This is a genomic window from Streptomyces sp. NBC_01012 (genome assembly GCF_045162755.1).
Classification (GTDB): Bacteria; Actinomycetota; Actinomycetes; order Streptomycetales; family Streptomycetaceae; genus Streptomyces.
On the sequence record NZ_CP108688.1, the window covers coordinates 4,777,694 to 4,791,343 of the forward strand.

The following is a 13,650-nucleotide window of genomic DNA, read 5'->3' on the forward strand; positions in this document are numbered from 1 at the left end:
TGCCTGTGCCAACTCTGTGATCGTGATGGGCTCGTGACGTAGCGTCAGAGCGCCGTCGGCGCGGGCCTTCGGATCAGGGGATCAGCGGAGGCAGTGGCTCCGCGTTCACCGAACGGGCCGCCCTCTCCAGGGCGCTGGCCAGCAGGGCCAGGTCGGTGGGGCCGTTGCCCAGCTCGCGCACAGGCCGGCGGGCAGGCGGATCCCCCATCCGCTCCCACTCCAGCGGTACGACGGTGGGGCGCAGGGTCGCCGTGCGCGGGATTCGGCCGGTGACCCGGCCGCCCTGGAACGGCGTCACCCGGCCGTCCGGATGCCCCAGCCGCCCCCGGCCCGGTGCGGCCTCGTCGGGGGACGGGGGGACGACGGGCGGGTCGAGGACGATGCGCAGCCGCGCACCCCTGGCCAGCTCCGTGTCCTCGGTGCGGTCCGGGCGGGCCGAGGTGGCGACCAGATGGACGCCGAGCCGCCCGCCGTCCCTGGCCACGGCCTCAAGGACGCGCACCACCGAACCGGCGGACGGGCGGCCAGGGCTGCCGAGCGCCGGGGCCACCAGAGCGTCGAAGTCGTCGGCCAGGACGACCAGCCGGGGAAGAGGGGAGGGCCCGGGGTCCATCGGGCGGGCGGTGGTGGTCCGCAGCCGCAGGGTGCCGCTGGCGGGCGATTCGAGGTCCCCGCGCTGCTCGCCGCCCGCGGGGCGACGGCCGGTGAGCTCCTGCGACTGTTCGTACCGCGCGTGCCACTCGGCGAAGTCCAGCGTGCCGAGCAGCTCCGCCCTGCGCTTCAGCTCGCCGCCCAGCGCCTGGGCGAACTCCCGCATGCGGACGGGGTCGGATGCCACCAGGTGCGTGAAGACGTGCGGGAGCTCCGTGCAGGGGCGCAGCCCCTCGCCGCGCTCCCCGTGCTCGCCGGCCGCCCCGTCGATGAGGAGGATGCCGAGCCGGTCGGGACGCGCCGCGGACGCCAGGGAGGCTGCGGCGGCGCGCAGCAGCTCCGTACGGCCGCTGCCGGTGGGGCCCTCGACCAGCAGATGCGGTCCCTCGTCGGCCAGATCGACGGAGAGCGGGCCCTGGGGACCCGCGCCGAGGACGATCACCGGCCGGCCCGCGTAACCGGAGGACACGGAGGACACACCTGCGGGGCCGGTCTCTGCGGCGCCGCTGTCACGGCGCTGCGCGCCGATCCGGGGCGAGCCGCTCCTGGCGGCGGGGGGGTAGGAGGAGCGGCCCGAGCCCGAGCTGGTCGGCCCGCCGGTACGGAAGGGGGTGCGCCCGGAGTCGGGGGACTCGCGCTGCGCGCCCACCCGGGGCCCTGTGCTCAGGGTGCGGCCGGAACTCGTCGTTTCCAGGTCGGTGGCACCCGTCGCGGCCGCGCGCACCGTGGCGCCCGGCTGGTCGTCGGCGGTGGAGGCCCAGCGCGCCATCAGGGAGGCCGGGGTGGCCCGGGCGAGCCCCAGCTCGTCCAGCAGCCGGGCGGACGGGGGCAGGGCGGCCGCCACGGGCCGGCCGGACAGCGCGGCCGTGCCCTCGTCGCGCAGCGGGGCAAGCGCGCGCCCGAACCGCTCGGCCCAGGCCACCGACACCGCGTCCACCGAGGCGACCGTGCCATGGCCCGCGGCCTGGCCGCCGGCCGTGCGCAGCAGCCGCAGCGCGGTCGCCACATCGCCGCTGAGCATGGCGACCGCACCGCACTCACGGAAGGCGATCGAGGCCCGGCACGCGGTGTCGTAGGTCGCGGCGACCGGGGACGTGGGGGATGCGGCCGGGGTGTCGGCCAGGCAGATCAGATGGATCCCGGCGGCGGCCCCGGCACCGGCCAGGGCGGCCGTCGTCTCGCGCAGGGCGGCGGATCCCGGATCACCGTCCAGGATCACCACGGTGTACGGCCCCGTGTGCCGCCGGGCCGCCTCGGTGACGGTGGCGCGGTCGGCGCTCGCCCAGCCGTGCCCCAGCGGCCCTTCGTCCATGCGGCGCACCAGCTCCGCCGCGCGGGCCGCCGCCTGCTCACGGTCGTACGCGAGGAGGAGGCGGCAGTCCTGGCCGTGCATCGGGCGCAGATGGGGCAGCCACCCCAGCCAGGACCACTCGCGCCGCCGCTCGTCGAGGCTCCGGGCGCGGTCCGTGCTGATCAGCACGATCTCCACGTCGAAGGGGGAGTGCAGGGCGGCGAGCTGCGCCACCGTCGAGCGGGCGAGCCCGGAGAGCCGGGCCCGCGGGCCCGCGAGCCCGAGCGAGCCCGCCTCGCGCAGCCCCACGGTGACCGGCACCGCGGGCAGGTCGGCCCGCTCCGTGGTCCCGAGCCGCACGACCAGGGCCTCGGGGTGCGCGGTGTCGCGCTCCCACAGGCGGGGGCCCGGGCCGAGCGCGGTGAGCAGCACGGTCGCGGGGTCCGGCCAGGTCCCGGCCGGAGAGTGCACGGGGGCGGAGGGGGAGTGCGGGGCGGACGCGGACTCAGGTCCTGTCGCCGCCGAGCCGCCTGAGGGCGCTCCGTGGGTCTGCTCGCCCTTGCCGCTCGCGAGCCGGCGCGCCCAGGCGCCTATGCCGCGTCTGGGAGCCTCCACGGGAGCGAGCGGAGCGCCGCGCCCATGGGTGACCTGGGCGAAGGGCTCCCCCTGGCGGGCGCCCTGGCCGGACGGGCCCTCGTCGTATCCCTCGTGTGCGGGGTGCGTGAAGTGGGAGGGGCCCTGCCCCTCGGCGCCGGCCGGGTCCGCTTCGGGTTCCCCGGCCTGCGCCCCGTGCGCGCCGCCCGGCGCGTCCACACGGGCCACCCGCAGATGGCCCTCGCCGTCCGGGGCGGTCGCCAGCGTGGGCGTACGGATGCCGGGCGTGAGCCGGAGCGTGGACTCGCCGAGCCGCAACAGGGCGCCCGGGACCAGCCTGACCGGGCGGTCGTGGACGTCCGTGCCGTCCAGCGAGGTGCCGTTGGTGGAGCCCAGGTCGGCGACGGACACCCGGCCGTCGTCCGAGACCGTCACCGCGCAGTGCAGCCGGGAGACGTCCGGGTCGTCGAGCGGGACGTCCGCCTCGGCCGAGCGGCCGATCCTGATCTGTCCGCCGTGCAGCAGATGGACCCCGCCGGCATCAGGTCCCGCGATCACCTGCAGCCGGGCCGGGACGGCGTCGTCGGCCGCCTCGTCCTCGCCGGGCACCTGGAGCGAGAGCACCGCCCCGTCCACCAGGGGTGGCTCGCCGAGGGCGCAGCGCTGTGGATCGAGCCGCTCACGCCCGGCGTACAGCACGGTGGCGCCGCCGCCCAGGGAGCCCTCCGGGCCGGAGACCGCGGCGGCCAGACCGGAGGTGACGGCCGCGAGAGCCGTCCCGGCGGGGGCGGTCACGAGCACGTCGCAGGCGCGCGCCGGGGTCTGGCCGCTGCGCGGCGCGAGGACGGTCAGCCGGATCTGCATCGCCGTCAGCGGTCCCTTCTGCGCGGGGTGCCCGGCAGGGGAAATGCCCTGTGATTCCCCCCACCCGGCACGGACGCGTCGTCCGGTACAGGTCGTCACGGACCGTGAGGCTCCCGACCTGACGGTTCCGTGCTTGCAGGCATCCTCGCACCTGCCACTGACAACACGCCCGGGGGTGACCGCTTAGTGATCTTGAATGGTCGAGAGTGCGTGCAAAAGTGCCTGCTTGGTCCCGCCAGGGGTGTGCTGCACACTCGTTCGGCAACCAACTCTTCCGTGTCTGCGTCTTCCCGCTGACACAGCGGCAACACGACGCGACGACGACCGACCGGTGCCTTGTACGGCGGCATTAGAGTGGGCCGGAACATCCGGGAGGGCCCGGGGGATCCGCAAGCACAACGATCAGCAGGGAGCGCATCACGTGCGGCCGGTAGGCAGCAAGTACCTCCTCGAGGAACCGCTCGGACGCGGCGCCACGGGCACCGTCTGGCGGGCCCGCCAGCGGGAGACCGCGGGCGCCGAGGCGGCCGTCGCCGGGCAGCCCGGCGAGACCGTTGCGATCAAGGTGCTCAAGGAGGAGCTCGCCAACGACGCGGATGTCGTGATGCGGTTCCTGCGCGAGCGTTCCGTGCTCCTGCGGCTCACCCACGCGAACATCGTGCGCACCCGTGACCTCGTCGTCGAGGGCGATCTCCTCGCCCTGGTGATGGACCTGGTCGACGGCCCCGACCTGCACCGCTACCTCCGCGAGAACGGACCGCTCACCCCGGTCGCCGCCTCGCTGCTCACCGCGCAGATCGCGGACGCGCTGGCCGCGAGCCACGCCGACGGTGTCGTGCACCGCGACCTGAAGCCCGCCAACGTGCTGCTCGACGAGCGCGACGGCGGCATGACCCCGATGCTCACCGACTTCGGCATCGCGCGCCTCGCGGACTCCCCGGGCCTGACCAGGACCCATGAGTTCGTCGGCACGCCCGCCTATGTGGCACCCGAGTCCGCCGAGGGCCGTCCGCAGACCTCCGCCGTCGACATCTACGGCGCGGGCATCCTGCTCTACGAGCTGGTCACGGGCCGTCCGCCGTTCGCCGGCGGAACCGCGCTCGAGGTCCTGCAACGGCACCTCAGCGAGGAGCCGCGGCGCCCGAGCACCGTCCCCGAACCGCTGTGGACGGTCATCGAGCGCTGCTTGAGCAAGGACCCGGACCGGCGGCCCAGCGCGGTGAACCTGGCCCGTGCGCTGCGTACGGTCGGCGCCGGTATCGGTGTCCACGCGAGCGCGGCGCAGATCGCGGCAGCCGAGGGCGTGGGTGCCCTGCTCGCCCCCGACCCGGCACCCGCGGCCGTCCCGGACGCCCCGGGCGCGGCCGACCCGACCCAGGTGCTGCCGACCAACGCGGGCTCGTACGACCCGGCCGCCCCGACCAGCGTGATGCAGCAGACCCCGGGCGGCGGCGCCGACCCGACCGCGATGCTGCCACCCGTACCCCCGCGCCCCGACGGCGCGCCGCAGTCCGACGAGCCGCACCCCTGGCAGTCCCAGCTCAGGGCGGCCCGGGACCGTAACGAGCAGACGCAGGTCCAGTACCTCGACCCGAGCCAGGACCCGCTGCGCCGCCGCCCCCAGCGTCCCCAGCCCCAGCAGCCGCAGCGTCAGCAGGCTCAGCAGCAGGATCAGCGGTACGCGCAGCAGCAGGCCCAGCAGTATCCGCAGCAGCAGCCCCAGCGCTACCAGCCACAAGCTCAGCAGCAGCAGCGGCCCCAGCCACAGCAGCGGCAGCAGTACGCGCCCCCGCAGCGGCCCGAGCCGCAGGCGCCCGCGCCCCGCCAGCCCAGGCAGCGCAGCGCCAACCCGATGCGCATCCCCGGCCTCGGCTGCCTCAAGGGGTGTCTGTTCACGGTGGTGCTGCTGATCATCGCGGGCTGGCTCATCTGGGAACTGACGCCGCTTCAGGACTGGGTCGACGAGGGCACGAGCTTCTGGCACGCCATAGGGGACGGCATCGACAAGGTCACCGGCTGGGTCAAGGATCTGGGCGGAAGCGGCGAGTAACGGCCAGACCCGGTCTCTTTATCGACTTCTGTGGGCCCAATTCGCCCGCAGAAGTGAAGGTTGGCGGCATCCGGGGCACGCAACACCCCATCGGCCGCGTAACTTTGTCGACCGGGGGTCAACGCCAGCCGCTGAGGGAGCAGTCTTGGCACGGAATATCGGCAGCCGGTACACCGCCCACCAGATCCTGGGGCGCGGCAGCGCCGGCACGGTGTGGCTCGGCGACGGGCCCGAGGGCCCGGTCGCCATCAAGCTGCTCCGTGAGGACCTCGCGTCCGACCAGGAGCTCGTGGGCCGCTTCGTGCAGGAACGCACCGCGCTGCTCGGGCTCGGGCATCCGCATGTCGTCGCCGTTCGCGACCTCGTGGTGGACGGCACCGACCTGGCGCTGGTGATGGATCTGGTGCGGGGCACGGATCTGCGCACCCGGCTGGACCGGGAGCGCCGTCTCGCGCCCGAGGCCGCGGCGGCGATCATCGCGGACGTGGCCGACGGCCTCGCCGCCGCGCACCGCGCGGGAGTGGTCCACCGCGACGTCAAGCCGGAGAACATCCTGCTCGACATGGAGGGCCCGCTCGGCCCCGGCGGCTCGCACCCCGCGCTGCTCACCGACTTCGGTGTCGCCAAGCTGATCGACACCCCGCGCCGCACCAAGGCCACCCAGATCATCGGCACACCGGACTATCTGGCGCCCGAGATCGTCGAAGGCCTCCCACCGCGCGCCGCCGTGGACATCTACGCCCTGGCGACCGTCCTCTACGAGCTCCTCGCCGGCTTCACCCCCTTCGGCGGCGGCCACCCCGGCGCCGTCCTGCGCCGCCATGTGACCGAGACGGTCGTCCCGCTCCCCGGCATCCCCGAGGAGCTGTGGCAGCTCCTGGTGCAGTGCCTGGCCAAGGCCCCGGCCTCCCGGCTGCGCGCCTCCGAGCTGGCGACCCGGCTGCGGGAGCTGCTCCCGCTGCTGTCCGGGATACCCCCGCTCGACGTCGACGAGCCGGGCAACGAGAGCGAACCGCAGGCCTACGACGAACAGCAGTACACCCCGGCCCCCGAGGAGGAGCCCCGTCGCCGCGGCGCTGTCCCGCTCGTGCCGGGGTCCTCACCCGACTCCAACCGGGACACGCACACGAGCATGCGGGTCCCCGCCCCCGACGAGCTCTCCGGAGGCCCGCTCGGCACGGCCCGCGCCCCGCGCGCCCCCGGCCGGCCGCGCCCCGGTTCGGCCCGCAACAAGTCGGCGGCCGTCCGGAAGCGCAGGATCACCCTGGGCGTCGCCGCGGTCGCCGTGTGTGCGGCGATAGGGGTCGGCGGCTGGTTCGCCACGAGCGGCGACGACCCGGGCAGCGCCCCCGACGACACCCGGAATTCGGCTCCTTCGGCCCCCTGAGAGCCGTCCCCCGGCGGCCCGGACCCGGGGGAGGGACACGTTCACCCGGCCAGCCGTTACGCTGGACCCGTGGCAGTCGTCGATATTTCCGAAGAGCTGAAGTCCCTCTCCTCGACCATGGGGTCGATCGAGGCCGTCCTGGACCTCGATGCGATGAGGGCCGACATCGCCGCGCTCGAGGAGCAGGCGGCCGCGCCGTCCCTCTGGGACGACCCGGAGGCGGCGCAGAAGATCACCAGCAAGCTTTCGCACCTCCAGGCCGAGGTCCGCAAGGCCGAGGCCCTGCGCAGTCGCATCGACGACCTGGAGGTCCTGTTCGAGCTCGCCGAGGACGAGGGCGACGCCGACGCGCGCGCGGAGGCGGAGGCGGAGCTGGAGTCCGTCCGTAAGGCACTGGACGAGATGGAGGTCCGCACGCTCCTCTCCGGTGAGTACGACGCGCGCGAGGCCCTGGTCACCATCCGGGCCGAGGCCGGCGGCGTGGACGCCGCCGACTTCGCCGAGAAGCTCCAGCGCATGTACCTCCGCTGGGCCGAGCAGCGCAACTACAAGACCGAGGTCTACGAGACGGCCTACGCCGAAGAGGCCGGCATCAAGTCGACCACCTTCGCGGTGGAGGCCCCGTACGCCTACGGCACGCTCTCCGTCGAGCAGGGCACCCACCGGCTCGTCCGCATCTCGCCGTTCGACAACCAGGGCCGGCGCCAGACCTCCTTCGCGGGTGTCGAGGTGCTGCCCGTGGTCGAGCAGACGGACCACGTCGAGATCGACGAGTCCGAGCTCCGCGTCGACGTCTACCGCTCGTCGGGCCCCGGCGGCCAGGGCGTCAACACCACCGACTCCGCGGTGCGGCTGACCCACCTGCCCACCGGCATCGTCGTCTCCTGCCAGAACGAGCGCTCGCAGATCCAGAACAAGGCGTCCGCGATGAACGTCCTTCAGGCGAAGCTCCTCGAGCGCCGCCGTCAGGAGGAGCAGGCGAAGATGAACGCGCTCAAGGGCGACGGCGGCAACTCCTGGGGCAACCAGATGCGTTCCTACGTCCTCCACCCGTACCAGATGGTCAAGGACCTGCGTACGGAGTTCGAGATGGGCAACCCCGAAGCGGTCTTCGGCGGCGAGATCGACGGCTTCATCGAGGCCGGCATCCGCTGGCGCAAGCAGAGCGAGAAGTAATCACGGCCGCACGGCCGTTCGGGCCCGGACAGGCTTTCCTGTCCGGGCCCGAACGCGTTCCCCGCACCCTCACCCCCTCGGGAGCGCAGGGGAGTTGAGGGGGAGGTGTGGCGAATGAGTCACAGTCGTGATTCCGAATACCCGTCAAGAACCCCCATAGCGGGCGGTATGGCACCGGAACGGCCTTGACGTAGTCCTTATCTCTGGACAGGGTGCTAGAGCAGCACGCTTATGTCTGGGACAGGTGTGATCGGGGGCTGGCGGGATGACCACGGTACGGCGTGGCCCTGCAAAGACTGTGACCCCGCAGGGCCGTGGACCGCATGAGGCTGCTCCATCGACGAGATCAGCTACTGGGGGTAGCAAACAGATGACGAAGAAGACGCGCATCCGCGTGGCGCGCATAGCCGCGTGCGCAGTGATCGCAGCGGGCGCCTCGCTCACCGCCGCGGGTGCGGCGCAGGCGTCGGGGCTCGGTGACCTTTTCGGCGTGGTCGATGAGGTGACCGCCCCCCCGACCAACCCGGGTGGCGGGGACGAGACCGACCCGACGAACCCGGGCGGGGGCGACGAGACCGACCCGACGAACCCGGGCGGGGGCGACGAGACCGACCCGACCAACCCGGGCGGGGGCGACGAGACCGACCCGACGGAGCCCACGGAGCCGACGGAGCCCACGGAGCCGACGGAGCCCACGGAGCCGACGGAGCCCACGGAGCCGACGGAGCCGACCGAGCCCACGGAGCCCACCGAGCCCACGGAGCCCACCGAGCCGACGGAGCCGGGTGGCCCCGCGGACCCGAGTGGCCCCGCGGCCCCGTCGGACCCGTCCTACCCGGACGCCGGCGACAACACCGACACGGACAGTGCCGGAAACCAGCCGGTCGAGCAGGGCAAGGGCAAGGACGAGCTCGCCGAGACCGGTGCGGCCGAGACCACCTTCCTGGTGATCGGTGCCGCGACGATGATCGCCGGTGGCATCGGCTTCCGCTTCCTGCCGCGTCTGGCCGGCGGCGGTCGTACGGCCGCCTGACGCCTGTCAGCGCACACTGAGGGGCCCGGGAGAGCCGACATGGCCTTCCCGGGCTCTTTCGTGTGCGGGGGGCGTCCTGGGGGTCGTACGCGTACGCCCATGGCTCAGCGCCGGCGGGCAGGCGGCCGGCGGGCAGGTGTCACACACCCGTACTGCTCGGGTGGCGCGTGATGCGCCCTCCGGCTCAGACGGCCTGGTGCGCCAGGAGTGCCAGGGCGGCCATCAGGATCACCATCAGGGCGATCAGCATCGCCGGATTCAGCCCCGCGAAGGGGCCCTCGTCCTGCTTGCGCTGCCGGTTCGCCCGGCAGACGGGGCAGCGGCCCTCGTTCACGGGAGCCGCGCAGTTCGCGCACACCAGTCGGTCATAGGTCATGCGCATTCCTCCTCCCGCGCGGCGGAGCCGCACAAGCCTTCTCTCCGCGCAACGCTCCGGGAAACTCAACCGTTCCCCCTACCACTGTGCCAGGTCGCGGCGCTTTCGGCGCGGCCCGGCGGGCAAGGTCCGGCACGCCCCGGTTCGTACACCGTCGCGTTCCCGCATATAACGCCCATTGCTGGACGCCGACTGCACGCGTCCGCCCGCTTCGCGTAGGGTCACGCTCACCTACCCCCGGCCGACCGTGGTGCATCCGTGATCCGATTCGACAACGTCTCCAAGACCTACCCGAAGCAGAGCCGCCCAGCTCTCCGGGATGTCTCACTCGACATCGAGAAGGGCGAGTTCGTCTTCCTGGTGGGCTCCTCCGGCTCCGGCAAGTCCACCTTCATGCGGCTCATCCTGCGGGAGGAGCGCGCAAGCCAGGGCATGGTCCATGTCCTCGGCAAGGACCTCGCGCGACTGTCCAACTGGAAGGTGCCGCAGATGCGCCGCCAGCTGGGCACGGTCTTCCAGGACTTCCGGCTCCTCCCCAACAAGACCGTCGCCGAGAACGTGGCCTTCGCACAGGAGGTCATCGGCAAGCCGCGCGGCGAGATCCGCAAGGCCGTGCCGCAGGTTCTCGACCTCGTGGGTCTCGGGGGCAAGGAGGACCGGATGCCAGGTGAGCTCTCCGGTGGTGAGCAGCAACGTGTCGCCATCGCGCGGGCGTTCGTCAACCGCCCGATGCTGCTGATCGCGGACGAGCCGACCGGCAACCTCGACCCGCAGACCTCCGTGGGCATCATGAAGCTGCTGGACCGGATCAACCGGACCGGCACCACCGTGATCATGGCGACCCACGACCAGAACATCGTCGACCAGATGCGCAAACGCGTCATCGAGCTCGAGCAGGGCCGTCTCGTACGTGACCAGGCGCGCGGCGTCTACGGCTACCAGCACTGAGCCTCTGCACGAGCATCGAGTACTGAAAGGACGCCATGCGCGCCCAGTTCGTCCTGTCGGAGATCGGCGTCGGTCTTCGTCGTAACCTCACGATGACCTTCGCGGTCGTGGTCTCCGTCGCCCTCTCGCTCGCTCTGTTCGGCGGAGCGCTGTTGATGCGCGAGCAGGTCAGCTCGATGAAGACCTACTGGTACGACAAGGTCAACGTCTCGATCTTCCTCTGCAACAAGAACGACGCCAAGGACGTGCCCAAGTGTGCCAAGGGCGCTGTCACGGCGGAGCAGAAGAAGGAGATCAAGGCTGACCTGGAGAAGATGGAGGCCGTCGAGAAGCCGGTCCTCTTCGAGACGGTCGACCAGGCGTACAAGCACTACCAGGAGCAGTTCGGCGACTCGCCGATGGCCGGCAACATCACGCCGGACCAGATGCAGGAGTCGTTCCGCGTCAAGCTGAAGGACCCGCAGAAGTACAAGGTGGTCGCGACCGCCTTCGCGGGGCGTGACGGGGTGCAGTCCGTCCAGGACCAGCGAAGCATCCTGGACAACCTCTTCGGGCTGATGAACGGCATGAACGTGGCCGCGATCTTCCTGATGGGGCTGATGCTCGTCATTGCGCTGATGCTCATCGTGAACACCGTCCGCGTCTCGGCGTTCAGCCGGAGACGGGAGACGGGGATCATGCGGCTCGTGGGGGCCTCGGGCTTCTACATCCAGATGCCGTTCATCATGGAGGCCGCGTTCGCCGGCCTGATCGGCGGCCTGCTCGCCTGCGTGATCCTGATAGCCGCACGGTACTTCCTGATCGACGGCGGACTCGCGCTCCAGGAGAAGCTGAATCTGATCGACTTCATCGGCTGGGAGGCGGTTCTCACGAAGCTCCCGCTGGTTCTGGCGATCGGCCTGCTGATGCCCGCGGTTGCCGCTCTCTTCGCATTGCGCAAGTACCTCAAGGTGTGACGAGCGCCCCGTCCCGCATGCGGCCAACCAACCGTGTGCGGCCGGGGCGTTGTCCTACACTCAGCCACATGCTGGGCCTTACGCACCTTTTGAAACCCCGCGGTGTCTGCCGCGGGGCGGCCCTGACGTTGGTGTTCGCGAGCGTGCTGGCCACCGCCGCGGCCACCGGGTCCCTGCCCCGTGAGGACGGACAGGGCACGGAGATAGACGCCCGCGCGGTGTCCTCCACCGCCGGTTCCGTGGACCGTCCCGTGGACCGTGAGGAGATCGCCGACGCGGTCGCCGACGCGGAGGCCGACGGCAAGTCCGGCACGGACGCGGCCCAGGAGGTCGTCAGCCGCAGCGGGGACCGCTGGGGCGCGGTGTACGACGAGCACGAGTACGAGGATTTCGAGCAGGCACTCGACGGCTCGTACACGGGCGTGGGGATCTCCGCCCGCCGCTCGTCCGGCGGTGAGGTCACCGTGACCGGGGTCGAGCCAGGCGGACCGGCGGACCTGGCCGGTGTGCGCAGGGGTGACCTCCTGCTGACCCTGGACGGCCGTCCGGTCCGTAGGCGCCCCGTCGCCGAAGTGGTCGCGCTGCTGCGCGGCGACCGGCTGAAGACGCCGGAGGGCTCCTCCGTGGTCCTCGGGCTGAGCCGTGGCGGGCAGTCCTGGACCACTACGCTGCGCCGGGCCCGGCTGAGCACGGACCCGGTGAGTGTCAGGCGCCTCGGCCAGGACTCCTCGTCGGCCGTGCTGATCAAGGTCACCGCGTTCACCAAGGGCGTGGGCGGTGAGGTCCGGGACGCCGTGCGGGAGGCACCCGGGGACGCCGGGATCCTCCTGGACCTCAGGGCCAACACGGGCGGCCTGGTCAGCGAGGCCGTCACCGCCTCCTCCGCCTTCCTGGACGGCGGTCTTGTCGCCACCTACGACGTGCACGGAGAGCAGCGCGCCCTGTACGCGCAGTCCGGCGGGGACACGGAGCGGCCCGTGGTCGTCCTGGTGGACGGCGGCACGATGAGCGCCGCCGAGCTCCTGACGGGCGCCCTCCAGGACCGGGGGAGGGCCGTGACGGTCGGCACCCGCACCTTCGGCAAGGGCTCCGTCCAGATGCCCAGCAAGCTCCCGGGCGGCTCGGTGGCCGAGCTGACCGTCGGGCAGTACCGCACTCCGGCCGGCCGCAGCGTCGAGGGCAGCGGCATCACGCCGGACGTCGGGGCGGGTCCCGAGGCCCAGCAGCGGGGCGAAACAGTATTGAGTGGCCTCGGGGGTGGGTCGTAGTGCGAAAATGACCGCACTATGGCCAAGGAAAAAGACACCGGGCGCAAGATGATTGCGCAGAACAAGAAGGCGCGGCACGACTACCACGTCCTCGACACCTACGAGTGCGGTCTCGTACTGATGGGCACAGAGGTCAAGTCGCTGCGGATGGGCAGGGCGTCGCTGGTCGACGGCTTCGTCCAGATCGACAACGGAGAGGCGTGGCTGCACAACATCCACGTCCCCGAGTACGTGCAGGGCACCTGGACCAACCACTCGGCCAAGCGCAAGCGCAAGCTGCTCCTGCACCGGGCCGAGATCGACAAGCTGGCGTCCAAGTCACAGGAGTCGGGTCACACGATCGTGCCGCTCGCCCTGTACTTCAGGGACGGGCGCGTGAAGGTCGAGATCGCGCTCGCGAAGGGCAAGAAGGAGTACGACAAGCGCCAGACGCTGCGCGAGAAGCAGGACACGCGGGAGACGAACCGCGCGATCTCCGCGGCCCGCCGGCGCCAGCGCAGCGCGTAGGCGGCCACGGTCCGGGGCCCGCGCCCCGGAGCCGCCGGAATACGGTGGCATCCGCGTGCGTTGGTCACGTACGATGGGCCGTGCACCCCACAGAGGGTGCGCGTATTGAAAAATCAACATGGGGATGATCGGTTTCGACAGCGGATGTCGAAGCAGGGGAAGCGAGTCGAGGAAGCGGCAATGATCTCGTTAACCATATGTCGCAACCAATAATCGCCAATTCCAAGCGCGATTCCTCCGCCTTCGCCCTCGCTGCCTAATTAGCAGCTAAGCGAAGACTCTGCGGAGTGTCAGCCCGGGGGTGATCCCGACCCGGATCCTGGCATCATCAAGGGATCTAAACTTCTGAGCCCGGTCACGGGGCCCTGAAGGAAATCTAACAGTGACTGGGCCTGTCGGAGGCTTGTTCGCGTGACCTCCGGGGCCGAGAAAAGCGTAGCGAACTGCACTCGGAGAAGCCCTGGTTCCGCACCGTTGGACGCGGGTTCGATTCCCGCCATCTCCACCACCCCATGTACACAGAGCCCCTGACCTGCGAGTAATTCGCCA

General features: G+C 71.7%; 10 protein-coding genes and 1 other RNA gene. 9 read left to right on the top strand and 2 right to left on the bottom strand.

The window, feature by feature from the left end; translation table 11 throughout:
- Positions 1-73: 73 nt before the first annotated feature.
- Positions 74-3,400, bottom strand: a complete 3,327-nt coding sequence (locus tag OG623_RS21495; RefSeq protein WP_406148503.1) for an FHA domain-containing protein — start codon at positions 3,398-3,400, stop codon at positions 74-76.
- Between the two features lie 421 nt (positions 3,401-3,821).
- On the opposite strand from OG623_RS21495, the gene OG623_RS21500 reads away from it, so the two are divergent.
- From OG623_RS21500 to OG623_RS21515, 4 genes are all read left to right on the top strand, one after another.
- Complete coding sequence (locus OG623_RS21500; protein WP_406148504.1) at positions 3,822-5,450, top strand: serine/threonine-protein kinase; 1,629 nt, start codon at positions 3,822-3,824, stop codon at positions 5,448-5,450.
- 145 nt (positions 5,451-5,595) lie between these two features.
- On the top strand, positions 5,596-6,837 hold the full coding sequence (locus OG623_RS21505; RefSeq protein WP_406148505.1) for a serine/threonine-protein kinase: 1,242 nt from the start codon (positions 5,596-5,598) through the stop codon (positions 6,835-6,837).
- A gap of 69 nt (positions 6,838-6,906) precedes the next feature.
- On the top strand, positions 6,907-8,013 hold the full coding sequence (prfB, locus tag OG623_RS21510; protein WP_406148507.1) for a peptide chain release factor 2: 1,107 nt from the start codon (positions 6,907-6,909) through the stop codon (positions 8,011-8,013).
- A gap of 370 nt (positions 8,014-8,383) precedes the next feature.
- Positions 8,384-9,046, top strand: coding sequence for an LPXTG cell wall anchor domain-containing protein (locus OG623_RS21515; protein ID WP_406148508.1), 663 nt, complete (start codon positions 8,384-8,386; stop codon positions 9,044-9,046).
- Between the two features lie 184 nt (positions 9,047-9,230).
- Here OG623_RS21515 and OG623_RS21520 read toward each other — a convergent pair whose 3' ends face one another.
- Entirely contained in the window at positions 9,231-9,422 is a 192-nt protein-coding gene (locus OG623_RS21520; protein ID WP_406148509.1) for a hypothetical protein, read from the bottom strand.
- 258 nt (positions 9,423-9,680) lie between these two features.
- On the opposite strand from OG623_RS21520, the gene ftsE reads away from it, so the two are divergent.
- The 5 genes from ftsE to ssrA all read left to right on the top strand — a co-directional run bounded on the left by ftsE (position 9,681) and on the right by ssrA (position 13,609).
- The gene (ftsE, locus tag OG623_RS21525; RefSeq protein ID WP_014046319.1) at positions 9,681-10,370 is read left to right on the top strand and encodes a cell division ATP-binding protein FtsE; all 690 of its coding nucleotides are present in this window, start codon (positions 9,681-9,683) and stop codon (positions 10,368-10,370) included.
- A gap of 35 nt (positions 10,371-10,405) precedes the next feature.
- Positions 10,406-11,326, top strand: a complete 921-nt coding sequence (gene ftsX, locus OG623_RS21530; protein WP_103760449.1) for a permease-like cell division protein FtsX — start codon at positions 10,406-10,408, stop codon at positions 11,324-11,326.
- Positions 11,327-11,394: 68 nt separating this feature from the next.
- Positions 11,395-12,594 (top strand): S41 family peptidase, encoded by a 1,200-nt coding sequence (locus OG623_RS21535; protein ID WP_406148510.1) that lies wholly within the window; start codon positions 11,395-11,397, stop codon positions 12,592-12,594.
- Between the two features lie 18 nt (positions 12,595-12,612).
- A complete protein-coding gene (gene smpB / locus OG623_RS21540) occupies positions 12,613-13,101 on the top strand; it encodes an SsrA-binding protein SmpB (protein ID WP_362886046.1) in 489 nt (162 codons plus the stop codon).
- Positions 13,102-13,221: 120 nt separating this feature from the next.
- Positions 13,222-13,609: a transfer-messenger RNA gene (gene ssrA, locus OG623_RS21545) on the top strand.
- Positions 13,610-13,650 lie beyond the last annotated feature (41 nt).